26 protein-coding genes and 1 pseudogene are annotated in these 26,977 nt (G+C 64.2%); 10 read left to right on the plus strand and 17 right to left on the minus strand.

All coding sequences use genetic code 11. The features are described 5' to 3' along the window. Positions 1-183: 183 nt before the first annotated feature. From QMZ05_RS31530 to QMZ05_RS31545, 4 genes are all read right to left on the minus strand, one after another. Positions 184-519: a hypothetical protein gene (locus QMZ05_RS31530; RefSeq protein WP_353704299.1), complete on the minus strand. Its 336-nt coding sequence runs from the start codon at positions 517-519 to the stop codon at positions 184-186. 210 nt (positions 520-729) lie between these two features. Then, a complete protein-coding gene (locus QMZ05_RS31535) occupies positions 730-1,116 on the minus strand; it encodes an MAPEG family protein (RefSeq protein ID WP_353704300.1) in 387 nt (128 codons plus the stop codon). Positions 1,117-1,118: 2 nt separating this feature from the next. Beyond that, entirely contained in the window at positions 1,119-1,862 is a 744-nt protein-coding gene (locus QMZ05_RS31540) for an SDR family oxidoreductase (protein ID WP_353704301.1), read from the minus strand. Positions 1,863-1,907: 45 nt separating this feature from the next. Then, complete coding sequence (locus QMZ05_RS31545; RefSeq protein ID WP_353704302.1) at positions 1,908-2,288, minus strand: DoxX family protein; 381 nt, start codon at positions 2,286-2,288, stop codon at positions 1,908-1,910. A 148-nt stretch (positions 2,289-2,436) separates the two neighbouring features. Between QMZ05_RS31545 and QMZ05_RS31550 the strand changes: the two genes are divergently transcribed. Next, complete coding sequence (locus tag QMZ05_RS31550) at positions 2,437-2,814, plus strand: helix-turn-helix domain-containing protein (protein WP_353704303.1); 378 nt, start codon at positions 2,437-2,439, stop codon at positions 2,812-2,814. 201 nt (positions 2,815-3,015) lie between these two features. On the opposite strand, the gene lepA is transcribed toward QMZ05_RS31550, so the two are convergent. Continuing rightward, a complete protein-coding gene (lepA, locus tag QMZ05_RS31555; RefSeq protein WP_353704304.1) occupies positions 3,016-4,827 on the minus strand; it encodes a translation elongation factor 4 in 1,812 nt (603 codons plus the stop codon). A gap of 161 nt (positions 4,828-4,988) precedes the next feature. Here lepA and QMZ05_RS31560 point away from each other — a divergent pair, with 161 nt between their 5' ends. The 3 genes from QMZ05_RS31560 to QMZ05_RS31570 all read left to right on the plus strand — a co-directional run bounded on the left by QMZ05_RS31560 (position 4,989) and on the right by QMZ05_RS31570 (position 8,917). Then, positions 4,989-6,362, plus strand: a complete 1,374-nt coding sequence (locus QMZ05_RS31560; protein WP_353704305.1) for a YARHG domain-containing protein — start codon at positions 4,989-4,991, stop codon at positions 6,360-6,362. After that, the gene (locus QMZ05_RS31565) at positions 6,363-7,130 is read left to right on the plus strand and encodes a M15 family metallopeptidase (RefSeq protein ID WP_353704306.1); all 768 of its coding nucleotides are present in this window, start codon (positions 6,363-6,365) and stop codon (positions 7,128-7,130) included. It begins immediately after the preceding gene. 173 nt (positions 7,131-7,303) lie between these two features. Then, positions 7,304-8,917: a glycosyltransferase family 39 protein gene (locus QMZ05_RS31570; RefSeq protein WP_353704307.1), complete on the plus strand. Its 1,614-nt coding sequence runs from the start codon at positions 7,304-7,306 to the stop codon at positions 8,915-8,917. 405 nt (positions 8,918-9,322) lie between these two features. Here the strand turns inward: QMZ05_RS31570 and QMZ05_RS31575 are convergent, their stop codons facing one another. The 5 genes from QMZ05_RS31575 to QMZ05_RS31595 all read right to left on the minus strand — a co-directional run bounded on the left by QMZ05_RS31575 (position 9,323) and on the right by QMZ05_RS31595 (position 13,319). Next, the gene (locus QMZ05_RS31575; protein ID WP_353704308.1) at positions 9,323-9,649 is read right to left on the minus strand and encodes an HPr family phosphocarrier protein; all 327 of its coding nucleotides are present in this window, start codon (positions 9,647-9,649) and stop codon (positions 9,323-9,325) included. Continuing rightward, a complete protein-coding gene (locus tag QMZ05_RS31580) occupies positions 9,646-10,047 on the minus strand; it encodes a PTS sugar transporter subunit IIA (RefSeq protein WP_021076632.1) in 402 nt (133 codons plus the stop codon). The genes QMZ05_RS31575 and QMZ05_RS31580 overlap by 4 nt, the downstream gene beginning before the upstream one ends. A gap of 214 nt (positions 10,048-10,261) precedes the next feature. Next, the gene (locus QMZ05_RS31585) at positions 10,262-10,702 is read right to left on the minus strand and encodes an HPr kinase/phosphatase C-terminal domain-containing protein (RefSeq protein ID WP_353704309.1); all 441 of its coding nucleotides are present in this window, start codon (positions 10,700-10,702) and stop codon (positions 10,262-10,264) included. Beyond that, entirely contained in the window at positions 10,699-12,507 is a 1,809-nt protein-coding gene (locus QMZ05_RS31590; protein ID WP_353704310.1) for a sensor histidine kinase, read from the minus strand. The genes QMZ05_RS31585 and QMZ05_RS31590 overlap by 4 nt, the downstream gene beginning before the upstream one ends. Positions 12,508-12,617: 110 nt before the next feature. After that, positions 12,618-13,319 carry a response regulator transcription factor gene (locus QMZ05_RS31595; protein WP_016843287.1) on the minus strand — a complete coding sequence of 234 codons (702 nt, stop codon included), beginning with the start codon at positions 13,317-13,319 and terminating at the stop codon, positions 12,618-12,620. Positions 13,320-13,557: 238 nt separating this feature from the next. On the opposite strand from QMZ05_RS31595, the gene QMZ05_RS31600 reads away from it, so the two are divergent. From QMZ05_RS31600 to QMZ05_RS31610, 3 genes are all read left to right on the plus strand, one after another. Then, entirely contained in the window at positions 13,558-14,292 is a 735-nt protein-coding gene (locus QMZ05_RS31600) for a DUF2470 domain-containing protein (RefSeq protein WP_353704311.1), read from the plus strand. A 336-nt stretch (positions 14,293-14,628) separates the two neighbouring features. Beyond that, positions 14,629-14,811, plus strand: coding sequence for a hypothetical protein (locus QMZ05_RS31605; RefSeq protein ID WP_353704312.1), 183 nt, complete (start codon positions 14,629-14,631; stop codon positions 14,809-14,811). A 366-nt stretch (positions 14,812-15,177) separates the two neighbouring features. Further along, positions 15,178-16,794 carry a phosphoenolpyruvate carboxykinase gene (locus QMZ05_RS31610; RefSeq protein WP_353704313.1) on the plus strand — a complete coding sequence of 539 codons (1,617 nt, stop codon included), beginning with the start codon at positions 15,178-15,180 and terminating at the stop codon, positions 16,792-16,794. Positions 16,795-17,020: 226 nt separating this feature from the next. Here the strand turns inward: QMZ05_RS31610 and rocF are convergent, their stop codons facing one another. From rocF to QMZ05_RS31625, 3 genes are all read right to left on the minus strand, one after another. Further along, positions 17,021-17,998, minus strand: a complete 978-nt coding sequence (gene rocF, locus QMZ05_RS31615; RefSeq protein WP_353704314.1) for an arginase — start codon at positions 17,996-17,998, stop codon at positions 17,021-17,023. 117 nt (positions 17,999-18,115) lie between these two features. Next, positions 18,116-18,934: a thioesterase family protein gene (locus QMZ05_RS31620; RefSeq protein ID WP_353704315.1), complete on the minus strand. Its 819-nt coding sequence runs from the start codon at positions 18,932-18,934 to the stop codon at positions 18,116-18,118. Between the two features lie 219 nt (positions 18,935-19,153). Further along, on the minus strand, positions 19,154-21,664 hold the full coding sequence (locus QMZ05_RS31625) for a glycogen/starch/alpha-glucan phosphorylase (RefSeq protein ID WP_353704316.1): 2,511 nt from the start codon (positions 21,662-21,664) through the stop codon (positions 19,154-19,156). A gap of 296 nt (positions 21,665-21,960) precedes the next feature. Between QMZ05_RS31625 and QMZ05_RS31630 the strand changes: the two genes are divergently transcribed. Next, a complete protein-coding gene (locus tag QMZ05_RS31630) occupies positions 21,961-22,194 on the plus strand; it encodes a hypothetical protein (RefSeq protein WP_353704317.1) in 234 nt (77 codons plus the stop codon). Positions 22,195-22,482: 288 nt separating this feature from the next. On the opposite strand, the pseudogene QMZ05_RS31635 reads toward QMZ05_RS31630, so the two are convergent. Further along, positions 22,483-22,774 (minus strand): annotated as a pseudogene (locus QMZ05_RS31635) (GIY-YIG nuclease family protein). 185 nt (positions 22,775-22,959) lie between these two features. Here QMZ05_RS31635 and QMZ05_RS31640 point away from each other — a divergent pair. Continuing rightward, a complete protein-coding gene (locus QMZ05_RS31640; RefSeq protein WP_074130459.1) occupies positions 22,960-23,391 on the plus strand; it encodes a hypothetical protein in 432 nt (143 codons plus the stop codon). Positions 23,392-23,410: 19 nt separating this feature from the next. Here the strand turns inward: QMZ05_RS31640 and QMZ05_RS31645 are convergent, their stop codons facing one another. After that, positions 23,411-24,208 carry a DUF2865 domain-containing protein gene (locus QMZ05_RS31645; RefSeq protein ID WP_353704318.1) on the minus strand — a complete coding sequence of 266 codons (798 nt, stop codon included), beginning with the start codon at positions 24,206-24,208 and terminating at the stop codon, positions 23,411-23,413. 318 nt (positions 24,209-24,526) lie between these two features. Beyond that, positions 24,527-25,090: an orotate phosphoribosyltransferase gene (gene pyrE, locus QMZ05_RS31650; protein WP_353704319.1), complete on the minus strand. Its 564-nt coding sequence runs from the start codon at positions 25,088-25,090 to the stop codon at positions 24,527-24,529. A 213-nt stretch (positions 25,091-25,303) separates the two neighbouring features. Here pyrE and QMZ05_RS31655 point away from each other — a divergent pair, with 213 nt between their 5' ends. Then, positions 25,304-25,930 carry a glutathione binding-like protein gene (locus QMZ05_RS31655; RefSeq protein WP_353704320.1) on the plus strand — a complete coding sequence of 209 codons (627 nt, stop codon included), beginning with the start codon at positions 25,304-25,306 and terminating at the stop codon, positions 25,928-25,930. Positions 25,931-26,070: 140 nt separating this feature from the next. Here QMZ05_RS31655 and QMZ05_RS31660 read toward each other — a convergent pair whose 3' ends face one another. Continuing rightward, the gene (locus QMZ05_RS31660; protein WP_353704321.1) at positions 26,071-26,706 is read right to left on the minus strand and encodes a LysE family translocator; all 636 of its coding nucleotides are present in this window, start codon (positions 26,704-26,706) and stop codon (positions 26,071-26,073) included. Positions 26,707-26,977 lie beyond the last annotated feature (271 nt).

Below are 26,977 nucleotides of genomic sequence, written 5' to 3' on the forward strand. Positions count from 1 at the left end.
ACCGGCCAAGGCGCTAAGTCGCTTCCATCGCACAAATCATGCTCGTGCAGATACAAGGGGTTACGGTCCCTCGTTAGAGCTGAGCCCCCTCACCCGATTTGCTTCGCAAATCGACCTCTCCCCAATGGGGAGAGGTAAAGCGAGCACACAGCCAACCCGATTCGATCTAAACTCATCGCGCTCCTACCCGCAATTCCAGGCCCGCCCGATCGGCGTCCAGCTCCAGCACGGGCCGTAGCTGCCGCCATTGTAGCGTCCTCCGCCATGGAATCCGGGGCGGCCGAAGTAATGCCAGTCCCCGCCATACCAATATTCCGGCGAAAAATCCGGATAGCCGCGGGCGGCGCCGCGCGGGCCGAGCACCGGAATGGTCTGATTGGGCGGCTGCCGGTAGCCGGGCAGGAAGCCATAGCCGTGCCAGCGGGTAGAGCCGTGCCGCTTTTTCGAGGAGGCGGCCGAGCTCAAGTCCGGCTGCAGCAATGCGAGGATGACGATCAGGAGGGACAGGATGCGCAACATGATCGGAGTCTAGTCGGCCCGCCGTACGAAGGCGATTCAAATCATGGTGCGTTTTGTTGCTGGGACAAGGATCGACATCGACTGCGCCAAGGGCATCTCAACCGGGCGCGTACTTATAAATCTTCGTCAATGTCCGGTTCGCCCCGACGCCGACCGCCTTCTGCAATCGCTGCAAATGTCGCAATGGGTCGGCAGCGGACGTCCGGGCTATCAAGACGCTGCGTCCAGAACGAGGTATCCAGCCGCAACAAGCAGCGCTGTGTAGGTCAAGAGCATCCCGAAACCGCGCAGCGCCTCCAGTCCCCGAAGCATGCCGATTGCATGCAGGAGCCGCCCGGACGCAAGCGTTGTCCCGATGGCAATAACCATCCAGGCCGCGGCGACGTGCGCCTCGACCAGCCCCAACGAGATCACCCCAAGTGGAACGTACTCGATGAAATTGCCCTGGGCGCGTATACGCCGGCGCAGCGTCTCGTCGGCGCTGTCGCCTACCATCTGCCCGGCCTTTGCGCGGCGCACGGAAATGGGAAATGACAGCGCGACAAGGGAGACCGCAAAGGCTGCCGCAAACACGGAAGTGATGGGGAGTACGGTCATGACTAGCGCGCGCTGTCGATGATTGCGCCGCCGTCCGCGGTGAGGCTGGCTCCTGTTACAAACTGCGCGTCCTCGCTCGCCAGGAACAGGACGACCGGCGCGACGTCATATTCCGGCGCGCCGTATCGGGCCAGCGCGTTTGTCGGCGCGGGCACATTTGCGGCAGAGTCCCATGTCTCCGCGAGCGGCAGGATGTTATTCACGGTGATTTTGTCGGCACCCCATTCGCGGGCGGCGGTCCGCGTAAGGGCGCGCACCGCCTCTTTTGCCATGTTGTAGGGTCCATAGCCGGTCAAGCCGAGGACGCCAGCCATCGAGCCGAAGTTGATGACACGACCTCTGCCGCTCATCTTTAGGTAGGGGTAACATCCTTGCATCGTTCGCAGATACGCGATTGGGCCCGTCTCGAAGTTGCGCTGCAACTGCTCGACTGACAAATCCTTGACGGACGAGTTGGGAACGGACGGATCGAACGCATTGTTCACGAGGATATCGATCCCGCCGTAAGCCGCGACCACCTTATCGATCGCCGCTTTGACTTGGTCAGCATCGCTGATGTCGCAGACGATGCCTAGCGCCGTGCCGCCCGCCCCTTCGATCTCTGCGACGACGGCGTCCACGTTTGCCGGTGTGAGCGACAGGACCGCAACCTTTGCACCTTCCGCAGCGAACAGCTTCGCGGTAGATCGGCCAATACCGCGACCGGCGCCAGTGACAATGGCAACTTTTGCATTGAGTCTGTTCATGTTCATCTCTTTCGATAGTTGTTGTGTTGATCGCTTTCCTTCTCGTCAGAACAGCCCGTATGGCGACGCGATAGCGCGAGCGGCGTTCTGCGTAACGAAGGAAGTGATGAGCAACGCGAGGCCGACGATGGCGGGCAACGCCTCGTTGGGCTTCCGCACGGCGAAATGCGCCAAGCCAGCTAACAGCAGATGATAGAACATGCCCGCGTAAGCGAGATCGCTGAGCCCCACGTTGACGCGCGAAAGGACTGCGGCCGGGCCCAAGACTTTAACTACGATCATGAGCGGCACGAGGTAAGCCGGGTATCCAAGGCCGGCGAGCGCCTGCCGGACCCATTTCCCCTTCGTCAGGTACATGACGGCGGAGGAGAGATACAGCAGCGTCAAGAGCGCTGTGCTGATCCAGTACGTGTAAATGGTAGCCATGTGGTCGTTGTGATTGCTGGCGCGACAGCAACTCCTCGGTTGGGGTTGATTTGCGCCGCAGTGCAATTCCTTTGTGCCTCAGCAGCGCACATCGAAAATGCGGATTAAGATTGATAATCGCAAGTAGGATGAATAAGATGATGTAGGTATGGAGAATCATACTACGAAAAACGCAGAGATAAACATGCATGAGGAGATGCGGCGCGCGTTCGCGCTGCTCTCAGGCAAGTGGAAGCTGGAGATCATGTGGCTGCTCAATCAGCGGGTCTACCGCTTCGGCGAGTTACGAAAAGCCATCCCCGGCATCACTCAGCACATGCTCACGGCACAACTTCGCGAACTCGAAGCGGACGGCCTGATATCGCGCACGGTGTTCGCGGAAGTGCCGCTCCGCGTTGAATATGCGATCACCAAGAAGGCGCGCGGGCTCGGCCCGACGATGGAGGCGCTAACGGCCTGGTGGAATGAATATGGAAGGAGCGTGCCAGCAAGATCTGGAGGTCGTGGCCGCAAGGCTAAAGCCTGAATGCGTCAACTCAAGCTGCCACCGCTTCCGTCTGCCGGCGGCGGGCTGGTGTCTGGGGCCGCATCCCAGCCACCTTCAGCGCGGCGATGAAGGTTGACGGCTACTGTGCATGGGGTTGTTTTCGACTTTTTTGTTGCCGGGTCCCCGAAAGCCGCGGACCAGACCTGCCTCGTTACGCCCGATGCGGCTCGAGCGTGCGCCTCAGCTATCCACCTTGAGCGCGGCGATGAAGGCTTCCTGCGGAATGTCGACCTTGCCGAACTGCCGCATCTTCTTCTTGCCTTCCTTCTGCTTCTCCAGAAGCTTGCGCTTACGCGTGATGTCGCCGCCGTAGCACTTCGCGGTGACGTCCTTGCGCAGCGCGCGGACGGTTTCGCGCGCGATCACCTTGCCGCCGATCGCCGCCTGGATCGGGATCTGGAACATGTGCGGCGGGATCAGCTCCTTCATCTTCTCGACCATGGCGCGGCCGCGGCCTTCGGCGCGGGTCCGATGCACCAGCATCGACAACGCGTCGACCGGCTCGGCGTTGACCAGGATCTGCATCTTGACGAGATCCGCCGGCTTGTAGTCGGTCAGATGATAGTCGAACGAGGCGTAGCCCTTGGAGACCGACTTCAGGCGATCGTAGAAATCGAACACGACTTCGTTGAGCGGCAAATCGTATTTCACCATCGCGCGGGAGCCGACGTAAGTCAGCTCCTTCTGCGAACCGCGGCGGTCCTGGCACAGCTTCAGGACGCTGCCGAGATATTCGTCGGGGGTGAGGATCGTCGCCTCGATCCACGGCTCCTCGATCTCGGCGATCTTGACCACATCGGGCATGTCGACCGGATTGTGGATCTCGAGCTCGGTGCCGTCGGTCAGCTTCATCTTGTAGATGACGCTCGGCGCGGTCGCGATCAGGTTGAGATCGAACTCGCGCGACAGCCGCTCCTGGATGATCTCCAGATGCAGCAGCCCGAGGAAGCCGCAGCGGAAGCCGAAGCCGAGCGCGGCCGAGGTTTCCATCTCGTACGAGAAGCTGGCGTCGTTGAGCCTGAGCTTGCCCATCGCGGCGCGCAGCGTTTCGAAGTCGTTGGCGTCAACCGGGAACAGGCCGCAGAACACCACCGGGATCGCCGGCTTGAAGCCGGGCAACATCTCGCTGATCGGCTTCTTGTCGTCGGTGATGGTGTCGCCGACGCGGGTGTCGGCGACTTCCTTGATCGCCGCGGTGATGAAGCCGATCTCGCCGGGGCCGAGCTCGTCGACCTGCTCCATCTTCGGCGTGAAGAAGCCGACGCGCTCGATGTCATAGGCGGCACCGGTGCCCATCATGCGGATGCGGCTACCCTTCTTCATCACGCCGTCGACGACGCGGATCAGGACGACCACGCCGAGATAGACGTCGTACCAGCTGTCGACCAAGAGCGCCTTGAGCGTCGCATCGCGGTCGCCCTTTGGCGGCGGCAGGCGGGTGACGATCGCCTCCAGCACGTCGGGCACGCCGATGCCGGTCTTGGCCGAGATCATCACCGCGTCCGACGCGTCGATGCCGATCACGTCCTCGATCTGCTGCTTGACCTTCTCGGGCTCGGCGGCGGGCAGGTCGACCTTGTTCAGGACCGGCACGATCTCGTGATTGTTGTCGAGCGCCTGGTAGACGTTGGCGAGCGTCTGCGCCTCGACGCCCTGGCTGGCGTCGACCACCAGCAGGGAACCCTCGCAGGCCGCCAGCGACCGCGACACCTCGTAGGCGAAGTCGACATGGCCGGGCGTGTCCATCAGATTGAAGATGTAATCCTTGCCGTCCTTGGCACGGTAGTTCAGCCGGACGGTCTGCGCCTTGATGGTGATGCCGCGCTCGCGCTCGATATCCATCGAATCGAGCACCTGCTCCTTGCCCGCCATCTCGCGATCCGACAGGCCGCCCGTCATCTGGATCAGGCGGTCGGCGAGCGTCGATTTGCCATGGTCGATATGGGCGACGATGGAGAAGTTGCGGATGTTCGAAATCGGGGCAGTTGTCATGGGCGCGGGATAGCATCCGCACCCCCGCGCGGGCAACCATATTGCGGTATTTTGCAGGGGTGTGACGGCAAATCACGGGGGTGTTTCCGGCAGGGTTGCAATGATCGATTTTCGGGCATGTTTCTGCTAGGTCTGGCGGCCCGATATTCGTGGATTTGACGATGCGCTGGACCCTTCTCGCCGCCGGATTGCTCGCCATGTTGTTCGTGGCGCCCGCGGCCGCCGACAAGCGCGTGGCGCTGGTCGTCGGCAATTCGACCTATCAGAACGTGTCGCGGCTGCAGAACCCGAAGAACGATGCGCAGCTGGTGGCCGAGACGCTGCAGCGGCTGGGTTTTGCGCTGGTCGGCGGGCAGGCCCAGGTCGATCTGGACAAGGCCGGTTTCGATACCGCGATCCAGCGCTTCGGCAGCCAGCTGATGGGAGCAGACGTCGCGCTGTTCTATTACGCCGGCCACGGCATCCAGGTGCGCGGCACCAATTATCTGGTACCGGTCTCGGCGAACCCCACGCGCGAGGCCGATGTCGATTTCCAGATGGTCGATGTCGGACTGGTGCTGCGACAGATGGAGGGCGCGGGCACGCGGCTCAACATCGTCATCCTCGACGCCTGCCGGAACAATCCGTTCGGCGGGCGCGGCTTGCGCGCCGCCGACGGCGGCCTCGCCCAGATCCGCGCGCCGGAGGGCACGCTGCTGTCCTATGCGACCCAGCCGGGCAACGTCGCGCTCGATGGCGATGACGGCCACAGCCCCTATACGCGTGCGCTCGTCGATACCGTGCAGAAGCCCGGTCTCGACGTGCTGCAGGCGTTCAATCAGGTCGGCCTCGTCGTCAAGCGCGCCACCGGCAACGCGCAGCAGCCCTGGGTCTCGACCTCGCCGATCGACGGCTCGTTCTATTTCGCCGGCAACGCGCCGGCGCAGGTTGCAACCGCCGATCCGCCGGCAACGGTGATCCCGCCGCAGCAGAGCCTGCCGCCGCCGAACTCGCCTCCGTCCGCGCCGCCAGCGGTGCGCACGCAATCGGACTTCATCATTCCGGAGTCCGACAGCCGCCTGCTGACGGAGAGCGATCTCAGGGCGCTCAGCAAGGAGGATCTGCGGATCGCCCGCAACGAAATCTTCGCGCGGCGCGGGCGTTACTTCAACGCGCCGGACCTGACCGCGCGGTTCAGCAGATTCGCCTGGTACGTGCCCCGCTCATGGGATCCGCCGCTCAATGCGATCGAGAGCGCCAATGTCGCGCTGATCGATCGCTTCGAATCCGGCGGCGGTGCTGCGCCAAGCGGTTTCATCTTCCCGGATTCCGACCGGCGGCTGCTGACGCCTGCGGATCTGCGGCGGCTGTCGCGGGACGAGTTGCGGATCGCGCGCAACGAGATCTTTGCCCGCCGCGGACGCTATTTCGACTCCGCCGATCTCAAGGCGTATTTTTCGCGCTTTCCATGGTATGCGCCGAACAGCTGGAATCCGAAGCTGAACGCGATCGAGGAGGCCAATGTGGCGCTGATCGATCAGGTCGGGAAGCGCTGAATGGCCGCGCGCGGGACGGCCTGCATCGTTGCCGTGCTGGCGCTGCTGCCGCCGCTTGCGCATGCCCAGAGCAAAGGCGATCTGCTCGACCGCCTGGTGCATGCCTATCCCGATGCGCTCACCACCCACGACGACACCACGATCACCTGGCGCGACGGCACGGTGATGCCGGTCGACGACGGCATCTCCGACAAGCCGTTCGATCAGATGCTGCGCAATGCATCGATCCTCGACCAGATGCGGCAACCCTATCCGGCCGGGCCGACGGCGCCGCCGGCGGTGAATGCCGATCCCGGCCGCTTCCGCAACGAGGCCTTCTTCAAGAAGATGTATGGCGACTGCAATACCGCCGAGGTCAGGCGGAACCTGGTGACGATCAGCTGGCTGCCGAAATCCTGGGGCAAGCCGGTTCAGGTCACACGGGTCAACGGCGTGGCCGAGCGGCTGAAGCAGGTCTCGGCCGAGATCGACGCGCTCGATCCGGCGCTGCGCGCCTCGGCGTTTCCGATCGCGGGTGTGCTATCTTGTCGCGCCGTCGCCGATACCGGGCGGATGAGCATGCATGGCTACGCGGCCGCGATCGACCTCAACCTGAAAGTCTCGGACTACTGGCTGTGGGCGGGCAAGGGCAAAACCATCCCCTACAAGAACCGGATGCCGCAAGAGATCGTCGACATCTTCGAGCGTCACGGCTTCATCTGGGGCGGCAAGTGGTATCACTACGATACCATGCATTTCGAGTACCGGCCCGAGCTTCTCGAAAAGTGAACGGGCCGGCTTGAGGCATTCTCACGCCAAGCTGATTTCACTGGCCACAAAAACGCGCTAAAGCGCGCCGAAGCGCTGGTGAGCAATCACTCATCGCACGTCCGTTTCCATTCGGTATGATCCCTCCGGAAAGCCACGCTCCACTTTTCCGGGTCATGCCTCAGGCACAGGCCATGTCGACCGCTTCCATTCTTCCTGCCGCCAGGCGCTCTACCCGCAGGCTGACGATCCGGCGGATCGCCGCCTGGATCGCCTCACGCGCCATCGATCCCCGGACCAGCCTGTGGTTCGTGATCGGCTTCGCGCTGGTCCACGCGGTGCTGTGGACCTTGATCCTGGTCAAGCTCAAGGCCGCGCAGGATGTCCATATGGACGTCGCGGAGGCCTATGCCTGGGGCCAGCGCTTCCTGCTCGGCTACGGCAAGCATCCGCCGCTGTCGGGCTGGATCGCGGGGGTCTGGTTCAGGATCTTCCCGGTCACCAACTGGTCGACCTATGCGCTTGCGATGGCCACCGTCAGCTTCGCGCTGGTCGTGTGCTGGCTGATCGCGCTGCGCGTCGTCGATCGCCGCCGTGCATTCTTCATGGTGGTGATGCTCGCGCTCTACCCGATCTTCAACTTCAAGGGCTTCAAATACAACGCCGACCTCGCGCAGCTGGTGCCGTTGCCGCTGCTGGTGCTGGCCTATCTGAACGCGTTCGAGAAGCGCAGCTTCAAATCGGGCCTCTGGCTCGGCTTTGCCGGCATGCTGGCGTTGATGACCAAATACTGGGTGGTGACGATGATCGGCGCCATCGGGCTTGCTGCGCTGATCCATCCGCAGCGGATGCAGTTCCTGCGCTCGCCGGCGCCATGGGTTGCGATCGGCACCATGATCGTGGCGATGATTCCGCATCTGGTGTGGCTGGAAGAGGTGAACTTCGTGCCGTTCACCTATGCCGGCGACGTCTATGCGCTGTCGAGCCGCGAGCTCAACGTCCAGCTCGTGATCGGCTACATCCTGCACAATCTCGGGCTGCTCGCGATTCCTGTCGTGCTGGGCCTCATTGCGCTGCTGCTGGGGGCGGTGCCATGGCGGCCGTCGGACGTGCTGGCGCGGATCTGGTCGCGTGGACCCAATCCGGCCGTCAACCTTCCGCAGGCGCTCAACGTCTGGATCATCCAGCTGATCGTCGCGATTGGGCCGCCGCTCGGCGCACTGGCATTCACCGTCTATATCAAGACCGATTGGGGCATCCCGCTGTTCTTCCTGGTGCCGCTTGCGCTGGTTGCGATCCCCTCGCTTCGCTTCCCGCGCATGGCGCTGTTCTCGATCACGGCGGTCTGGCTCGTGGCCACGATCGCAACGCTGATCGCCGCGCCCAGCATCGCCACCCAGGAGATCGCGTCCAACCGCATCGGCGGCTCGACCTACGCCGCGCGCTCCGAGCTCGCGCGTGAGCTCACACAGACCTGGCAGGACAGATTCCATTCACGCTGGGCGGTGGTCGTCGCGCGGTCCGACATCGGCGAGCCGATGACGTTCTACAGTCCGGATCATCCGGCCTCGCTGGTGCCGGGCGAAGCCTGGACGTCGGGGCTGACGTCGCTCGACGAAGCCAAGCGCCTCGGCTTCATCGGCGTCTGCGACACCACCGATCCGGTGTTCCTGCAGCCATGCGAGGCCTGGATGGCGGAGCATGCCAAGAATGCCGAGCCGGTGGTGATGACCACCATGCGCTTCTTCAACGGCCATCCCGGCCCGTCGACGGTGTGGAAAGTCTATCTGGTGCCGCCGGCGAAGTAGTTCTTCCCAGGCATCCTGGAAAAGCAGCGATCTCGACCCGATCGAAAGGATCGCCTTCGTGATCGCTTTGGTCTGCGGCGACCAACTGTTTGAACGGTCGGCACTGCTCCTCTTATCCTCCCCTGGAGGGGGAGGATCGGTTCGCATGAAATGCGAACCGAGGTGGGGTGAAGGTCTCTCCACTCGGGTGCTGCCCGTGCTGAGAGATCACCCCACCCCGTCTCACATTCCGCTGCGCTCCATGTGAGCCGACCCTCCCCCTCCAGGGGAGGGTGCAGAATCGGTGTGCCCGCGCCAGGCCCTTCACTGAAGTGCGAACCTTGCGGCGCGCTCCTCCAGCGACCAAAGGCGAAGCCGTTGCGCGGGGGGTGACGTGATGAATTGGCGTAACGGGTGTGCCCGCCGTTACGTGCCTTCCTCGTTGAACTTACTGGCGACGAGGTCGGCGATGGCGTCGAGTGCCTGTTGCGCGTCTTCGCCTTTCGCGGAGACAACGACAGTGGTGCCGGGCCCTGCGGCCAGCATCATCAGGCCCATGATCGAGGTGCCGCCGACGGTCTCGCCGCCGCGCGTGACCCAGACCTCGGCGTTGAAGCGCTCGACCAGCTGGACGAATTTCGCCGACGCCCGCGCGTGCAGGCCGCGCTTGTTGACGATCAGCAGCTCACGCGAAATGGCGCCCGCAGGCACGCCCGGGCCGACATGGTTTGCGCCCGGGGCCTCGTCGCTCATTTGCCTGCGAGAACGCGGCTGGCGATGGTGACGTATTTGCGGCCGGCTTCCTGCGCCATCGCGATCGCGTCGGGCAGCGAACGCTCCTCGCGAACCTTGGCAAGCTTGACCAGCATGGGAAGATTGATGCCCGCGAGCACTTCCACCTTCGGGCGGCTCATGCAGGAGATCGCGAGATTCGACGGCGTGCCGCCGAACATGTCGGTGAGGATCGCAACGCCGTCGCCGCTATCGACGCGGTTCACCGCTTCGATGATGTCGCTTCGACAGAGATCGGAATCGTCCTCGGCCCCGATCGTAATTGCTTCAATTTGTTTCTGCGGACCCATAACGTGTTCGAGCGCCGCTCTGAACTCGTCGGCAAGGCGCCCATGGGTCACCAGCACTAGACCAATCATCGGAAACTCCTCGCGGGCGCCCTTTGGTGCACCGCACGAACGCGCCACTTTGACCATCCAGAGGCCCTGCGCAAGAGGGCATCTTGGCTAGTCTCCCGGTTCCTGGCGGTAGAGAGGGGAGGCTGCGCCGGCAAAATCCGACGCGATAGTGGATGTGATATGGTTACCAATTCCCTTCCCACAATTGGCCGCAAGATTACGGGACCATGAACTTTCAGGTTGTCGTCAGCGCGGCGACAACCAGCGGCAGGGGTTGAAAGCCGGCCGGCACGGGAATTCGCGGTATTGAAACACCATTTAGGCTGATCTTGAGCGCTTCGGGCGACGGCAGCCGCTCGGCATCGTCGGCGGCAAGGTCGACGACCAAGCCGACCACGGCCTCGTCCGCGAACGGGCAATGGCGGATTCCGAGGCCCCGGATCTCGATCAGACCGGCCAATTGCCGGGCCGGGCGAACCCACAATTGTTCGCCGGCTGTGTCGAGACGGACACGGTCATCCCCCACCAAAATGGCCGGCGGGAGCGCTCCGGTGCGCCCGGCGAGAATCAGTTCGAAGGCGAGGCGCGACTTGCCGGCGCCCGACGGGCCGCGGATCAGCACCGCACGCTCGCCGACCAGAACGGCGGATGCGTGCACGCTTGAATTGTCGCTCATAGTGTCGGCAGCCTGACCACGAAACGAGCGCCGGCCACGGTGGGATTGCCGTCTTCGTCCGCAGGGCCCGGGCGGTTCTCGGCCCAGATGCGTCCGCCATGCGCCTCGATGATCTGCTTGGAGATCGAAAGCCCGAGGCCGGAGTTCTGGCCGAAGCCCTGGTGCGGCCGGTCGGTGTAGAAGCGCTCGAAGATCCGCTCCAGCGCGTCCTCGCCGATACCGGGCCCGTCGTCGTCGACCACGATCTCGACCTCGCCGCGGGTGCGGCGGCAGACGATGCGCACCTTGTCGCCCGGCTTGGAGAACGATTGCGCGTTCGACAGCAGGTTCGAGATCACCTGGCCGAGCCGGGAATCATGGCCGGGCACCGAGAGCGTATCGGTCGGTCCGCGGCCCTCGAAGCGGGCTTCGACGGCAACGTCGTGGCCGAGCCGCGTCTCGTTGGCGACGCCGGTCAGCGTCGTCAGCAGCCGGCGCAGATCGACGGGTGCCATGTCCTGGCGCTGCAGTTCGGCGTCGAGCCGGCTGGCGTCCGAGATGTCGGAGATCAGGCGGTCGAGCCGCTTGACGTCATGCTCGATCACGGCGAGCAGTCGCGAGCGGCTGTTCTCGTTGCGCGCCAATGGCAGCGTCTCGACCGCCGAGCGCAGCGACGTCAGGGGGTTCTTCAGCTCATGGGCGACATCGGCGGCGAACATCTCGATCGCCTCGATGCGGCTGTAGAGCGCATTAGTCATGTCGCGCAGCGCGCCGGAGAGATGCCCGATCTCGTCGCGGCGTCCGGTGAAGTCGGGAATCTCGACGCGGGTCTGAATGCGGTGACGGACGCGCTCGGCGCTTTCGGCAAGCCGCCGCACCGGACCTGCGATCGTACTCGCGAGCAGCAGCGACAGCATGATCATGACGGCGGACGCGACCCCGCCGATCTTCAGGATGGCGAGGCGCTCGGACATCACCAGCTGGTCGATGTCGTCGCCTTGGGTCGTCAGCATCAATGCGCCGCGCACGGCTCGGAAATGCTGCACCGGAACCGCAACCGAGACGATGATCGCGCCGCGGTCGGTGACGCGCACCGCGCTGCCCTTCATGCCCTCGAGCGATTGCGCGACTTCGGAATAGCCCTTGCCGCCTTCGGGGCCGAGCTCGCGGTAGATCGGCAGGTCGCCGCGGTTGAGCCAGGTCTTGATCGTGGCCTTGGTCTTCTCATACAGCGACGGCTTCTCGGACGGTGGCGGCAGCTCCATGCGCAGCACGTCGCCGCGGGCGAACAGATTGCGGCTGTCGAGGATCAGGCCGCCGTCGCGGTCGAAGATGCGGGCCCGCGTCTTGGTCGGCGCGATCAGGCGGCGCAAGATCGGTGCGACGCGCTCGGGATTGATCGGGAAATCCGCCGATTCATCCGGCTGGCCGAAACTCTCGCCGGGCTTGAGGTCGAGCAGCCGGTCCGGATCGATGGTGACGGTGTTGCCTTCGACGGTCGCAGACGCCGCGATCGCCTCCGAGATGATCTCGGCATAGACCAGCAGGCTCTGCGTGCGCGCCTCGATCAGGCCGGCGCGGAACTGCGAGAGATAGAGGATGCTGGCGACCAGCGCGACGAGGCCGGCAAGGTTGAGCGAGACGATGCGACGCGTCAGGCTCGAGAACGACAGCGCAAAGAAGAACTGACCGGCGCGGCGCAGCCAGCCGAGCGGACGGCGCCAGCCCTTGTCCTGCGCGACGTCGTCGGCCACGGCCTCTTGATCGAGGAGCTGCGAGGCGTCCTCGGTATTCAGGCCCTGCTCGAGCTGCGTTCGATCAAGCACTGGCAAAGCTGCCGGTTGGTATGGATGTCGTCCCGCGAAGCACGTGATCGCCCGAGCTTACCCCAGCCGTGCGGAGCCTGTCAGTTAACAAGCCGCCCGGGAGGCGCAGATCAGGCTTCCTTGAAGCGATAGCCGACGCCGTACAGCGTCTCGATCATCTCGAAATCGTCGTCGACCACCTTGAACTTCTTGCGCAGCCGCTTGATGTGGCTGTCGATGGTGCGGTCGTCGACATAGACCTGGTCGTCATAGGCCGCGTCCATCAGCGCGTTGCGGCTCTTCACCACGCCAGGGCGGGTGGCGAGCGCCTGCAGGATCAGGAATTCGGTCACGGTGAGCGTCACCGGCTCGTTCTTCCAGGTGCAGGTGTGGCGCTCCGGATCCATCCGCAGCAGGCCGCGGTCGAGCGCGCGGGCGTCCGGCTCCTTCGGTGCGGCGGTCGGATCCTTGGGCTGGCCGCGGCGGAGCACGGCCTTGACGCGTTCGACCAAAAGGCGCTGCGAGAACGGCTTGCGGATGAAATCGTCGGCGCCCATTTTCAGACCGAACAATTCGTCGATCTCTTCATCCTTGGAGGTGAGGAAGATCACCGGCAGGTCGGATTTCTGGCGCAGCCGGCGCAGCGTTTCCATGCCGTCCATGCGCGGCATCTTGATATCCAGGATCGCAAGATCGGGCGGCGACGTACGAAACCCATCCAGCGCCGACGCACCGTCCGTGTAGGTCATGATGCGATAGCCTTCGGCTTCAAGCGCGATCGAGACCGAAGTGAGAATGTTGCGGTCGTCGTCGACCAAGGCGATTGTGGGCATGAGCTGCTTTCACAATGAGAGTGGCTTAAACGGCGGGCACTCTGGCGTCGCGCCGTGGAATTGGGCTTCGAACGCGGTCAACGAGCAATGCAAGCTAGGCTGAAGTGTGACCGAGTTCCGCAAAAAACGCTCTGCGACCCACGCGTTGGACCCCCATATAGCACCCTGAGATCGTGAGAAAAGGCCCTTTTTTCCAAGGGAACCGCCCGATTCGCCCCAAAATGACCCCGATAGGCCCATGCAACCGACCGCCGACTTCGATCCTGCCCACCTTGCCCGCTCGCTGCTGCGCCGCAGTCGCCAGGGTGCGCTCGCAACGCTGATGGCCGGCACCGGCGATCCCTATTGCTCGCTGGTCAACCTCGCCAGCCATCCCGACGGCTCGCCGATCCTGCTGATTTCCCGGCTGGCGCTGCACACCAAGAACATCCTGGCCGACAGCCGGGTGTCGCTGATGCTGGACGAGCGCGCCGAGGGCGATCCGCTGGAAGGCGCCCGGATCATGCTGGCGGGGCGGGCGGAGGAGGTCGCCGACGCCGAGCGGGAGCTCGCCGAGCGGCGCTACCTTGCTGCCCATCCGTCGGCGGAAGCCTTTGTGGAATTTAAGGATTTTTCGTTCTTCGTGATCCGGCCGAACGGTGCCCATCTAGTCGCCGGATTCGGCCGCATCGTCGACCTCAAGCCGGCGCAGTTTCTGACCGATCTCGGCGGTGCCGACGCGCTGCTGGAGGCCGAGCCCGGCGCGGTGGCGCATATGAATGAGGACCACCGCGAGGCGATGAATCTCTACGCCACGCGGCTGCTCGGCGCTGACAGTGCCGACTGGCTGTGCACCGGCTGCGATCCCGACGGCATGGACATGCAGGCCGGCCGCGCCACGCTGCGGCTGGATTTCCCCGAGCGGGTCAGCAACGGCACCGAGCTGCGCAAGATGCTGGTGCGGCTCGCCGGCGAAGCCCGCGCCAAGGGATAAGACAAGGGATAGGGCAGCACTTGCTGCCGGCACCGAAGGCGGCACTGCGCCCGGCGAGGCATGGTGTCGCATGATGCGGCTCCGCGCGCCTTCGCCTGAGGCCGGGTGCGGTGTCCCTGATAGCGCGATCATTTCGCGCCGGCGCGTCGCGTCATCGCTGATGGGTTCGGCGCGGCTGCGGGAATCTCCGCTGCCGCTGCATCGGAAAATCAGTGGGATTGTGAGGCTCACGCCGTGACGATGCGCGGGCCCCAGGTGCTGATTGCGTAACCATCGATCGTGACGGCCGGCGATCCTGTTGCGCCATATGCAATGAGCGTTGCGGAACATTCGCCGATGCCGCGCATTGAAGTCATCCAGCTTCGACGACGGCATGTTGAGCTCAACCGAATGCTCAATGCCGAGCAGATGGTGCTATCCGCGTGCAACACGATCGTGGGCGACATGCTCGGCAGTGCAGCGCAGCGTCAACTCGCGGCAGTCTATTTCAACGACACATCCTCAGCGCGAAACGCATAACCGGCATTCCCCTTGTTTTATGCAGCAATCGGCGCATGCGTGCGCCGATCGCTGGCACTCTTTGTGCATCGCAAGACCTCGTTCGCAGCGGGAAAGGCGACGAAACGTCGCCTGATCGCCGCGAAAACAATGCGAAAGCGAAAGCAAAGCGAAAGCGTTTCGCGCTGCGGTATTTGCGCCAGATGATGTGCCCGCCTTGGAATAAACCAAAAGCCGTTCGACTGGCTTGGCAAGCCCGGCGATCCCCACTATTAGGTCGCCGGACCGGGGCCGAGAGGCTATATTCTGATGACGGTCATCACCGCGACGGGGCGCGACTAGCGACATTCGCGCGAACAAGGATACGCGGGTTCGAGGAGGTTCTTCGTGCAAGAGACGGGCGTGCATAACGGTGCCTTCGGCGCCGACAAATTCGGCTTAAAAAATCTCAAGGGCGTGCATTGGAACTACGGTGCGCCGCAGCTCTATGAGCATTCGTTGCGCAATGGCGAAGCGGTGCTCTCGGCCGATGGCGCGCTGTGCGCGGACACAGGGGTGTTCACCGGCCGCAGCCCGAAGGACAAGTTCACGGTTCGCGACGGCCTGACCGACAAGAGCATGTGGTGGGCCGGCAACCAGTCGATCACCTCCGAGCAGTTCGCCACGCTGCATGCCGACTTCCTCAAGCATGCCGAAGGCATGACGCTGTTCGCGCAGGATCTCTATGGCGGCGCCGATCCGAAGCATCGCATCAAGACGCGGGTGTTCACCGAACTCGCCTGGCACTCGCTGTTCATCCGCACGCTGCTCATTCGTCCCGAGACGTCGGAGCTCGCGAGCTTCGTGCCGGAACTGACGATCATCGATCTGCCGAGCTTCCGCGCCGATCCGAAACGTCATGGCGTGCGTTCGGAGAACGTCGTCGCGATCGATTTCGCCCGCAAGATCGTCCTGATCGGCGGGTCTTATTATGCCGGCGAAATGAAGAAGAGCGTGTTCACCACGCTGAACTTCTATCTGCCCGAGAAGGGCGTGATGCCGATGCACTGCTCGGCCAATGTCGGGCCCGACGGCGACACCGCGATCTTCTTCGGCCTGTCCGGCACCGGCAAGACCACGCTGTCGGCCGATCCCAAGCGCACGCTGATCGGCGATGACGAGCATGGCTGGAGCGAGGACGGCGTCTTCAACTTCGAAGGCGGCTGCTACGCCAAGTGCATCAAGCTGTCGGGCGAAGCCGAACCGGAAATCTATGCCGCCAGCAAGCGCTTCGGCGCGGTGCTGGAGAACGTCGTGCTCGGTGAGCGCGACCGCGTGCCTGACTTCGACGACGGCTCGAAGACCGAGAACACCCGCTCGGCCTATCCGCTCGATTTCATTCCGAACGCCTCGCGCACCGGCTGCGCGCCACAGCCGAAGAACGTGGTGATGCTCGCCGCCGACGCGTTCGGCGTGATGCCGCCGATCGCCAAGCTGACGCCGGCGCAGGCGATGTATCACTTCCTGTCCGGCTACACCGCGAAGGTCGCGGGCACCGAGCGCGGTCTCGGCAACGAGCCGCAGCCGGAATTCTCGACCTGCTTCGGCTCGCCGTTCCTGCCGCGCGATCCGTCGGTCTACGGCAACATGCTGCGCGATCTGATCGCCAAGCACAATGTCGATTGTTGGCTGGTCAACACCGGCTGGACCGGCGGCAAATACGGCACCGGCCGCCGCATGCCGATCAAGGTGACGCGCGCGCTGCTCACCGCGGCGCTGAACGGCTCGCTTCGCAACGCCGACTTCCGCACCGACAGGTATTTCGGCTTCGCGGTGCCGACCTCGCTGCCGGGCGTCGAGCCGCACATCCTCGATCCGATCAAGACCTGGGCCGACAAGGTCGAGTTCGACAAGACCGCCCGTGCGCTGGTCGGCATGTTCCAGAAGAACTTCGCCAAGTTCGAAGCGCAGGTCGACGCCGAAGTCCGCGCCGCCGCGCCGGAAGTGAAGCTCGCGGCGGAGTAATCCGCGCAAACGATACGCGATTGGAAAAGGCGGCCTTCGTGGCCGCCTTTTTTGTTTTGACTTGTCTGCCGCCGAGCCACGCGCGATATCTCTCCCCGTCATCCTGAGGTGCGAGCACTTGCGAGCCTCGAAGGGTGAACGGCCCGGCCGGTGGCCGTCGACCCTTCGAGGGCCGCTGAAGAAGCGGCCACCTCAGGGTGACGGGACTGACGTGATCCGCGTCTCGCTATTCCCCCATCTCCGGCAGCACCGCATTGCTCGGCGTCTGGCGGTCGGTGATCTGCAGACCGAACAGGCTGCCGATCAACTCCACCGCGACGCGCGCGGTACGGCCGCGCTCGTCGAGGAACGGATTGAGCTCGACGATGTCGAGCGAGCGCACCAGTCCGGAATCGTGCAGCAGCTCCATGATGAGATGCGCCTCCCGGTATGTCGCGCCGCCCGGCACCGTGGTGCCGACGCCGGGCGCGACTTCGGGATCGAGGAAGTCGACGTCGAACGAGACATGCAGCACGCCGTTCTTCGCCCTGACCCGGTCGATCACGCGCCGGGTCAGCACGGCGACGCCGAACTCGTCGATCTGGCGCATGTCTGATATCGAGACGTTGCGCTGCCGCAGCAGCTTGCGCTCCAGCGGATCGACCGAGCGCGTGCCGATCAGGTCGAGCTGCTCCGGCGGGATCGAGGCGCGCGGCAACCCGCCGAGCAGATCGTCGAGGCCGGGCTCGCCGCACAGGAAGGCCGCCGACATGCCGTGCATGTTGCCGGTGATGGTGGTGGCCGGCGTGTTGTAGTCGGCATGGGCGTCGACCCACAGCGCGAACAGCGGCCGGCCTTTCTCTTGCCAGTAGCGCGCGACGCCGTTGATCGATCCCATCGACAGCGAGTGATCGCCGCCCATGAAGATCGGGATCGCGCCGGAATGCGCCAGCCAGTAGGCGCGCTCGGAGAGGGCGCGGGTCCAGGTTTTCACCTCGTCATAGAATTTGGTGTTGGCCGGCACCGGGCCGTCCGCGACGACGGCCGGGATCGCAAGGTTGCCGTGGTCGTCGACCTGGAAGTCGAGCTGCTCGAGCAGGCGCGCGATGCCCGCGGTGCGCAGCGCATCCGGTCCCATCAGCGGACCGGGCTGCGATGCGCCGATCTCGATGGGAACGCCAAGCAGCGCGATGCGCGAGGGCTTTGAAGTGTCGGCTTCGGACATGCGGCAGTGCTCCCAAAGGCCAGTGATTCCAAAGGCTGGAACAGAAGCGACGCGCCAATGTTCCTCCAACCCTTGAAATAGGCAATCCGGTCCTAGCAGACCAATGTGGATATTTGGCTACGCCTTGAAGTAAGCGATCTGCGTCGTGGTCGCGAGCAGGCGGCCGGAGGGCGACCACAATTCGCCGTGCTGGTCGCCATAGCTCTTGTGGAAGGTTTTTGCGTCGGCTGTGGCCAGCACGCGGGTGGTATCCTCAGCCTCTAGATCGGCCGCGTCGGCGTGGAAATAGGTCGTCAGCGATACCGTGCCGAACGGCACTAGCTCGTGCCGCGCATGGAAGACGCGGCCGAAGAACGCATCCGACATCGACATCAGCGACAGCGCGTCGAGCTTGCGCGGCATGCGGTCGGCGATCCAGAGCTTGGAGTAGGGGCTCGACGGCTCCTTCGCGGCGCCGCCGCCGAACGTCGGCTCGCCCTCGGCGAAGCGGAAATCATACTGGTTGGCCCAGGTCATCGCGAGCTTCGGATAGGACCGCAACTGTTCGAACGGCACGGCGCCGGGAAACTCGGCCGGCTGGTGCGACCATGAGGGCCGGCGCTCGGCGAACACGGCGGTCGCTAAGGTCGCGACCTCGCCGCCGCCTTGCGTCATCTCGACCGACCAGTGCTGGCTCGACCGGTTGGCCTTGATCAGGCGGACATCGAGATCGAACGCGCCCTCGGCGACCGGCGCGCAGTAATTCACCGTCAGCGCCAGCGGATCGCCCGCGCGCTGCGGGTGCTGCATCAAAGCGCGCAGCATGGTCGCCGCCGTGCAGCCGCCGAACGGGCCGACGAACGCCCAGTAGTCCGGGCTGGTCTGTCCCTGCCAGCGGCTGTCGCCGGCAGTCACGGCGGTGGCTTCGTCGAAAAGGTGCGGGGTCCTGGTGAGCATGAAAGTCCCTAATTCGAATTCGTCTGCCGTTATTGCGAGGAGCGAAGCGACGAAGCAATCCATGGCTCCGCAAATGTGGAGCGATGGATTGCTTCCGCCTTCGCCAAGGCTTCGGCGGACAAGTCGCTCCGTTCGCAATGACGCTGCTGCAACAGCAGTAGCCCAGCGACCGCGCCGAATTCAATGACGTCGGACGTAATCGATTTCCGCGTCCCGGGATTACCCCTTCGCCTCGCGCTGGCTGCCGAGCTGCGGCGAGGCGCTCGGGTGCACCGGCACGTGCCAGATGTCGTCGGCATATTCGCGGATGGTGCGGTCGGATGAGAACCACGCCATGCGCGCCACATTGAGGATCGAGGCGCGGGTCCAGGCCGGGGGCACCTGCCAGCGCGCGTCGATGCTGCGCTGCGCGTCGTAGTAGGAATCGAAATCGGCCGAGACCATGTAGTGGTCGAGGTAGCGCAGCGCGTGCCCGATCGAGGCGAAGCGCGCGGCGTCGCCCGGCGAGAACTCGCCGCTCTCGATGGCGCGGATTGCGCGCTCGAGCCGCGGCGATTTGCGGATCACGTCGCTGGCGTCGAGCCCCTGCTTGCGGCGGACCATGACGTCGCCGGCCTCGAGGCCGAAGATCGCGATGTTCTCGGGTCCCACCGCATCGCGAATCTCGATATTGGCGCCGTCGAGCGTGCCGATCGTCAGCGCGCCGTTCAGCGCGAGCTTCATGTTGCCGGTGCCGGAAGCCTCCATGCCGGCGGTCGAGATCTGCTCGGAGAGATCGGCGGCGGGGATGATGACCTCGGCGAGGCTGACATTGTAGTCGGCGAGGAAGGCGACCTTCAGCCTGCCGCCGAGCGAGGCGTCATTGTTGACGATCTCGGCTACGTCGTTGATCAGCTTGATGATCAACTTGGCGTAGCGGTAGCTCGCCGCCGCCTTGCCCGCGAAGATCTTGACCCGCGGCACCCAGTTCGCACCCGGATTGTCCTTCATCGCGTGGTAGAGCGCGATCGTCTCCAGGATGTTGAGCAGCTGCCGCTTGTATTCGTGGATGCGCTTGATCTGCACGTCGAACAGCGCCGACGGGTCGAGCTTGATGTGGTTGCGTTCGTTGACCAGCCGGGCCAGCGCCAGCTTGTTGTGATGCTTGACGTCGCGGAAGCGCTTCTGGAATTCGAGGTCGCTCGAATGGGCCTCGAGCCGCTCGAGCAGCGAGAAGTCGTCGAGCACGGCCTCGCCGCAGGTCTCGCGCAGCAGCGCGGTCAGCCGCGGATTGGCCAGCATCAGCCAGCGGCGAAAGGTGATGCCGTTGGTCTTGTTGGTGATGCGCTGGGGATAGAGATGATGGAGATCGTGGAACACGGTCTCCTTCATCAGGTCGGAATGCATCGCCGAGACGCCGTTGATGCGGTGCGAGCCGACGAAGGCGAGCTGGCCCATCCGCACGCGGCGGCCGCTGCGCTCGTCGATCAGCGAGACCGAGGCGCGGTATTCGATGTCGCCGGGGAAGCGCTCCTCGGCGAGCGCGAGATGCGCCACATTGATGCGGTAGATGATCTCGAGATGCCGCGGCAGCAGCCGCTCGAACAATTCCACCGGCCAGGTCTCGAGCGCCTCCGGCAGCAGCGTGTGATTGGTGTAGGACAGCGTCGCGACCGTGATCTTCCAGGCCTCGTCCCAGCGGAAATTGTGCAGGTCGACCAGGATGCGCATCAGCTCGGTGACCGCAAGGCTCGGATGGGTGTCGTTGAGCTGCACCGCCGCCTTCTGCGCGAGGTTGCGCAGGCCGCCGTCGGAAGCGAGATGCCGGTTCACCAGATCCTGCAGCGAGGCGGAGACGAAGAAATATTCCTGGCGCAGGCGGAGCTCGCGGCCCGCCGCGCTCTCGTCGTTCGGATAGAGGAATTTGCAGATCGCTTCCGCGCGCGCCTGCTCGGCGCTGGCCGAGACGTAGTCCCCGGTGTTGAAGACGTCGAGCTTGAGCGGATCGGGCGCATGCGCCGACCACAGCCGAAGCGCGTTGACGTGCTGGCCGCGCCAACCGACGATCGGCGTGTCGTAGGCCATCGCCTCGACGGTTTCCGCCGGATGCCAGGTGGCACAGTCGCGGCCGCGGTCATCGACATGCTCGACATGGCCGCCGAAATGGACGTTGTAGACCACCTCCGGCCGCTGGAATTCCCAGGGGTTGCCGAAGGCGAGCCACTCGTCGGGATATTCCTGCTGCCAGCCCTGGTTCATGATCTGCCGGAACAGGCCGAAATCGTAGCGGATGCCGTAGCCGGTCGCCGGGATCGCCAGCGTCGCCATGCTCTCCATGAAGCAGGCCGCGAGCCGCCCGAGGCCGCCATTGCCGAGCGCCGCGTCCGGCTCACATTTGCGCAGGTCGGAGAGAGCGACGCCGAGGTCGCCGAGCGCCGCCTCGAACAGCGGCAGCAGCCCCATATTGTTCAACGCGTCGGTGAACAGGCGGCCGATCAAAAATTCGAGCGAGAGATAATAGACGCGCTTGGCGCCGGCGTCGTAGGTCTGCTTCTCGGCCGTCAGCCAGTGGTGCACGATGCGATCGCGCAGCGCCAGCGCCGCAGCCTTGTACCAGTCGCGCCTCGTCGCAACGGTGGCGTCCTTGCCGATCGCAAGCCGCAGCTTGGCCAGGATCGCGCCCTTGATCTCGGTCAGCGCCAGTTCGTCGATCGGCTGGTTCAATGCCGGGTGATTTGTTTGTTCCTGCAACGCGCCCAATCCCTGCCGTTTAAACGGACCATGATGCGACGGCATGCAGCATGATCTCGTCTCCTTGTTCGAGCGTGGTCCCCCGGAAATCCGGTTCCCGCGATTTTCCGATCACACTCCAGCGCAATGATACGCGCCTTGCACGGCAATCGAAACCGGAACGATACCCATACACCGGCGCTGCCGTGATTTTATGCAAGGACCGGGCCGCTTCTGGAACCTTCCGGAGAGGGCCGCGCGGGTCTACGATCGGGCAGCGAAACGCGAGATTTTGCGACAATTTAGCGGAGGATGCGATGAGGCTATTGATCGAGATCGCGGCCGCGGCATTGCTCGTCGTGTGCATCACGGCGACCAGCGCAGCCTATGCGGCAGGCAAACCGGGCCGCAGCGCCGACGGCCTGACGTGCGGCTTCAGCGTGGCGCAGAACGCATCGCCAGCCGTGCGCTGTGCCGCGATCAAGCGGCAATGCGGCGGCAAGTTCTATGCAAATGCCTGCGGAGACAAGCTGCTGTCAGCGGCGAATTGAGCCGCCGCGCAGCGCGTTTTCTCGCGAATCGGGAACACCGTGGTGATACGGATTCCCAGAACTTAAGAAGTTCTCTACAACCACACCTGTCGCCCGTGGGGCGGGCACATTTTTTAGCTCCGACGCATTTTATTCCGAAGCAATTTTCATCGGGCCGCTGACCTAGTCAGCGGCCCGAATTGCTTTGGGGGCGGAGTCTCGCGCTTCGCGAACCGCTCTTTCATGAGGTGAAGGCAGTCACCGCACATTCGTCGCCCCGGCGAAGGCCGGGGCCCATAACCACAGCCGTCAGAGAAGATGGGACAGGTCGTTCCACTCGGGATTGTCTTGCTCGATGAGGCGAATCTTCCAGTCGCGGCGCCATTCCTTCAGCGCTTTTTCTCGGGCGATCGCCTCTTGTGGTGATGCGTAGACCTCTACGTAAACCAGTCGCGTGACGTCGTACTTCTTGACGAATAGTGAGCCGTGTCCAGAGCGATGGAGCGTAAGCCGATTGCGAAGATCGTTTGGTGACGCCGATGTAGAGTGTCCCATGGCGACGGCTCGCGAGGATGTGGACGTAGTAGACTGCGGCATCCATTCGGGGCACCGGTCACGTGTGATGTCCGATTGCGGTGGTTATGGGCCCCGGCCTTCGCCGGGGCGACGCTCTATTGATGGCATCAGAACGAATTAAGAACACTTTAGCAAGTCTTTGATATATCATTATGATTCGGCGCTGTGCCGATACAATATTTAGGGTCTACCAGCCTCCGCGAGGACTACATGTCCACCATCGCCTTCGATCAGTTCGCTCTCACCCGCATCGCGGATTTCGCCCGCTCGCTGTCGCGGCTGCACCTGGCCTCGCGGCGCCAGCCGATCGACGACGACCAGCTCGACCGCGAGTTCAACGCGGTCTGCATGTCGATCTGGGGCTACACCACGGATGATTTCAGCGACGAGCTGTTTTCGCTCGAGGATCACGCCTGGCTCGACTCGCTTGACGAGGCGCATGCGCGCCTGTTCGCCGCCGAGCAGGGTTACGACCTGGTCGACGACCACGGCATGCTGACGGATTGGTGGGGCTATTGCTGGATGATCCTCGCCGAGAAGCGCGGCATCCTCAACCCGGAGAACCGCGCCGCTGCGCGCGCCGCGATCGAGGAGAAATACATGGCGGCGCCGAACGTGATCGGCGTGATCGTGGCGCGCTGATCAGCGCAGCTCGAAGCCGTCAGTTCGCCTCGGCCCGCTTGCCGGACTTTGCCGCGTTGCCCTTCGGCACAACGGATGACGGCGCAGGCGGCGCGACGTCGCGGCCGGTCTCCGGCAACGGCGCATCGCTGGCGAGCTCGGCGCTGACGGGCGCGACCTTCATTTCGCCGAGCCGCGCGCGGACCTGCGCGGTCAATCCGGGATAGGAGGCGACCGGCGTGAAGTCGAACGACTGCTCGTTGCCGACGCGCACGCCGGTATAGGCGACCAGGCCGTCGGTGGTTGCGATCACGTCGCCGGCCTTCAGCGAGGCATCGAGCGCAAGGTCGACCGGCGCGAGCCCCGCCGGGTCGCGGCCGTTGCAGGTGCAGTCGGCGCGCAGCGCCTTGCGATAGGCGAAGGCGTTTTCACTGTCGGCATAGCGCTCGCCCGTGCTCGACGCGGAACTGTCGATATGGCTGCCGTAATAGACCTTGGTCGCGCTCGCCGGACAGAAGGCCTGGCAGAGCTGCGCCGGCGTCGCGTTGCCGCGCATCGTCAGCGGAAAATACTTGCCGTCGCAGCTGCGCACGCAATAGGCCGGTCCGGAACCGGCCACCCGCGGTGTCGAGGAGGATGCGGATGTCTGCCGCTCCGGCTGCTGGTTGAGACCGAACGGATCGGCAAAGAAATTGGCTTGCGGCGGGGCCTGCCGGCCCTGCTGCTTCTGGGAACCACCGAAGAAGAAGTCGAACAGCCCTTCGGCCGAGACGGGAGCGGGCACGACCAGGACGGAACCCGCAAAGGCTGCGGCGGCAAGTATCACGCGGCGCCGCATACGCCGATCACTCAACTCTGTACGCAACGCCAACTCCACCCGACGCGCCGCGGCGACAAGGTGCCCCGGCGGATTCACCTTAAGGTGGGATGGTAAACGAGCGATTGATTGAGCGTGACGGTGTCACAGGAAGAAGGCGGGGTCACGCGGACTTCTCTTCACCTCGCCCCGCTTGCGGGGAGAGGTCGGATTGCATGAGCGAAGCGAAATGCGATCCGGGTGAGGGGGTACAGGTCTCACCACATTCACGGCTCGTGGAAGCAGCCCCTCACCCCAACCCTCTCCCCGCAAGAGCGGGGCGAGGGAGAATTGAAGCCGTCAGTCCTTCAGGAACTCGCCGGCCTTGTAGAGCGCGCGGAATTGCAATCCGGCTTCGGCGAACGTCTCGGTCGCGCCTTCCTCGCGGTCGACCATGGTGAAGACCAGCGCGATCTCGCCGCCGGCCTCGCGCACCGCTTCCACCGCCCTCAGCGCCGAGCCGCCCGTCGTGGTGACGTCCTCGACGATGACGATGCGCTTTCCGGCCAGACTCTCGCCCTTGGCGAGCCCTTCGACTGAGAGCTTCGCGCCGTGCTCCTTCGGCTTCTTGCGCACGAAGAACGCGGCGATCGGGTGGCCCTTCAGCCAGGAGAGCTGCGCGATGGCGCCGGCAAGCGGCACCGCGCCCATCTCGAGCCCGCCGACGAAATCGAGCTTGTCGTCCTTCAGCGCCTCATAGGTCAGCTCGGCGAGCAGCGCTGCGCCTTCGGGATCGAGCATCGTCGGCTTCAGGTTGAAATAGAAGTCGCTCTTGCGGCCCGACGCCAAGGTGATCTCGCCGCGGCCGAACGAGCGCTTGCGGATGATCTCGGCGAGGCGGGCGCGGGAGGCTGATTTGGACAAAGACTTTTTCCCTTGAGGGTTTGAGGCGGGCGGCAATCTATCCACGCTGACCGGCACATTCCAGCGTGGAAATCGGGCCGTCAACAGCGCCCACGCCGCGATTTGCGCGGGCGAGCGTTCCGGAAAGCGCGGTTGTGCGGCCGTCTCGATCCCCGTAAGCAGGCCCAAACACTCGGCTAATCATTTGGCCAAACACTTGCGAGGGAAGCGGAAATGACCATCGAGCTGCACACCTGGAACACGCCGAACGGCCGCAAGATCTCGGTGGCGCTCGAGGAGATGGGGCTGCCCTACAAGGTGATCCCGGTGAATATCGGCAAGGGCGAGCAGATGGCGCCCGCCTTCCTCGCGATCAGCCCGAACAACAAGATCCCGGCGATCGTCGATCCCGATGGTCCCGGCGGCAAGCCGGTCAGCATCTTCGAGTCCGGCGCGATCCTGCTCTATCTCGGCGAGAAGACCGGCAAGTTCCTGCCGAAGCCGCTATCCGAGCGGATCCCGGTCTATGAGTGGCTGATGTGGCAGATGGGCGGTTTCGGCCCGATGCCGGGCCAGGTGCATCATTTCATCGCGCTGGAGAACGAGCAGGACCGCGCCTACGGCCTGAAGCGCTACATGGCCGAGACGCGGCGGCTCTACGGCGTGCTGGACCGCCGGCTTGAGGAGCGCGAATTCGTCGCCGGCGATCTCTCGGTGGCCGATTTCGCCATCCTCGGCTGGGCCTGGCGCCATCCGCGCCACAAGGTCGACCTGGCCGACTTCCCCAACGTCAAGCGCTGGTACGAGACGCTGATGGCCCGCCCCGCAACGAAGCGCGGGATGGAAGCGAAGCTGGATTGAACTCACCCTCTCCCCTTGTGGGAGAGGGTGCCCGAGTGAAACGAGGGCGGGTGAGGGGTTCTCTCCGCGGATGCAGACCCCTCATCCGTCGCGGACTGCGTCCGCGCCACCTTCTCCCACAAGGGGAGAAGGAAGATTGATCACGCCCTGCGCGCCTCGAGCGCCATCTTCATCGCAAGCCCTGCCAGCACCGTGCCCATCAGCCAGCGCTGCACCAAAAGCCAGGTCGGGCGGGTGCCGAGGAACACCGCGATCGAGCCGGCCGCGAGCGCGATCATCGCGTTGACGCTGACGCTGATCACGATCTGGATCGAGCCGAGCGCGAGCGACTGCGTCAGCACGCTGCCGCCGGCGGGATCGATGAACTGCGGCAGCAGCGCGAGATAAAGCATCGCGATCTTCGGGTTGAGCAGATTGGTGAGGAAGCCCATCGCGAACAATTTGCGCGGGCCGTCGACCTTCAGCGCCTTGACCTGGAACGGCGAGCGGCCGCCGGGCCTCACGGCCTGCCAAGCCAGCCACAGCAGATAGGCGGCACCGGCGAAGCGCAGCGCGTCATAGGCGTAGGGAATTGCAAACAGCAGCGCGGTGATGCCGAACGCCGCGCACAGCATGTAGAACACGAAGCCGAGCGCCACGCCGCCGAGCGAGACGATGCCGGCCGCCGGCCCCTGCGTGATCGAGCGTGAGATCAGGTACATCATGTTCGGTCCCGGCGTCAGCACCATGCCGAGGCAGACGAGTGCAAAGCCGAGCAGGGCGGATACGTGGGGCATGATGGGTCTCGCGAGGGGATGCACGCACTTCTAGCGTGCCATCCGCCGCGCGGCCATGCTGGAATTGCTCTCGGAGCAATGTGGTGCGGAGGTGGTGGTGCGAGAGTTTCGGCCGGAACGGCTGATCGCGCACAGCAAGTAAGGTGAGCACACCGGTCAGGCTCCCTCTCCCCTTGCGGGAGAGGGTGGGGAGAGGGGTAGCCCCGGGCGAGATGATTAATGGAGACGCGGCTGTGCAATATCGAACCGCGCGTCACCGACTCATGTTGAG

Origin of the sequence: Bradyrhizobium sp. INPA03-11B (assembly GCF_040446015.1) — a bacterium.
GTDB lineage: Bacteria > Pseudomonadota > Alphaproteobacteria > Rhizobiales > Xanthobacteraceae > Bradyrhizobium > Bradyrhizobium macuxiense_A.

Coding starts and splice junctions, on each gene's coding strand:
- QMZ05_RS31530 (WP_353704299.1), bottom strand. CDS start 519: ATGTTGCGCATCCTGTCCCTCCTGATCGTCATCCTCGCATTGCTGCAG.
- QMZ05_RS31535 (WP_353704300.1), bottom strand. CDS start 1,116: ATGACCGTACTCCCCATCACTTCCGTGTTTGCGGCAGCCTTTGCGGTC.
- QMZ05_RS31540 (WP_353704301.1), bottom strand. CDS start 1,862: ATGAACAGACTCAATGCAAAAGTTGCCATTGTCACTGGCGCCGGTCGC.
- QMZ05_RS31545 (WP_353704302.1), bottom strand. CDS start 2,288: ATGGCTACCATTTACACGTACTGGATCAGCACAGCGCTCTTGACGCTG.
- QMZ05_RS31550 (WP_353704303.1), top strand. CDS start 2,437: ATGGAGAATCATACTACGAAAAACGCAGAGATAAACATGCATGAGGAG.
- lepA (WP_353704304.1), bottom strand. CDS start 4,827: ATGACAACTGCCCCGATTTCGAACATCCGCAACTTCTCCATCGTCGCC.
- QMZ05_RS31560 (WP_353704305.1), top strand. CDS start 4,989: ATGCGCTGGACCCTTCTCGCCGCCGGATTGCTCGCCATGTTGTTCGTG.
- QMZ05_RS31565 (WP_353704306.1), top strand. CDS start 6,363: ATGGCCGCGCGCGGGACGGCCTGCATCGTTGCCGTGCTGGCGCTGCTG.
- QMZ05_RS31570 (WP_353704307.1), top strand. CDS start 7,304: ATGTCGACCGCTTCCATTCTTCCTGCCGCCAGGCGCTCTACCCGCAGG.
- QMZ05_RS31575 (WP_353704308.1), bottom strand. CDS start 9,649: ATGAGCGACGAGGCCCCGGGCGCAAACCATGTCGGCCCGGGCGTGCCT.
- QMZ05_RS31580 (WP_021076632.1), bottom strand. CDS start 10,047: ATGATTGGTCTAGTGCTGGTGACCCATGGGCGCCTTGCCGACGAGTTC.
- QMZ05_RS31585 (WP_353704309.1), bottom strand. CDS start 10,702: ATGAGCGACAATTCAAGCGTGCACGCATCCGCCGTTCTGGTCGGCGAG.
- QMZ05_RS31595 (WP_016843287.1), bottom strand. CDS start 13,319: ATGCCCACAATCGCCTTGGTCGACGACGACCGCAACATTCTCACTTCG.
- QMZ05_RS31600 (WP_353704311.1), top strand. CDS start 13,558: ATGCAACCGACCGCCGACTTCGATCCTGCCCACCTTGCCCGCTCGCTG.
- QMZ05_RS31605 (WP_353704312.1), top strand. CDS start 14,629: ATGCCGCGCATTGAAGTCATCCAGCTTCGACGACGGCATGTTGAGCTC.
- rocF (WP_353704314.1), bottom strand. CDS start 17,998: ATGTCCGAAGCCGACACTTCAAAGCCCTCGCGCATCGCGCTGCTTGGC.
- QMZ05_RS31620 (WP_353704315.1), bottom strand. CDS start 18,934: ATGCTCACCAGGACCCCGCACCTTTTCGACGAAGCCACCGCCGTGACT.
- QMZ05_RS31630 (WP_353704317.1), top strand. CDS start 21,961: ATGAGGCTATTGATCGAGATCGCGGCCGCGGCATTGCTCGTCGTGTGC.
- QMZ05_RS31640 (WP_074130459.1), top strand. CDS start 22,960: ATGTCCACCATCGCCTTCGATCAGTTCGCTCTCACCCGCATCGCGGAT.
- QMZ05_RS31645 (WP_353704318.1), bottom strand. CDS start 24,208: ATGCGGCGCCGCGTGATACTTGCCGCCGCAGCCTTTGCGGGTTCCGTC.
- QMZ05_RS31655 (WP_353704320.1), top strand. CDS start 25,304: ATGACCATCGAGCTGCACACCTGGAACACGCCGAACGGCCGCAAGATC.
- QMZ05_RS31660 (WP_353704321.1), bottom strand. CDS start 26,706: ATGCCCCACGTATCCGCCCTGCTCGGCTTTGCACTCGTCTGCCTCGGC.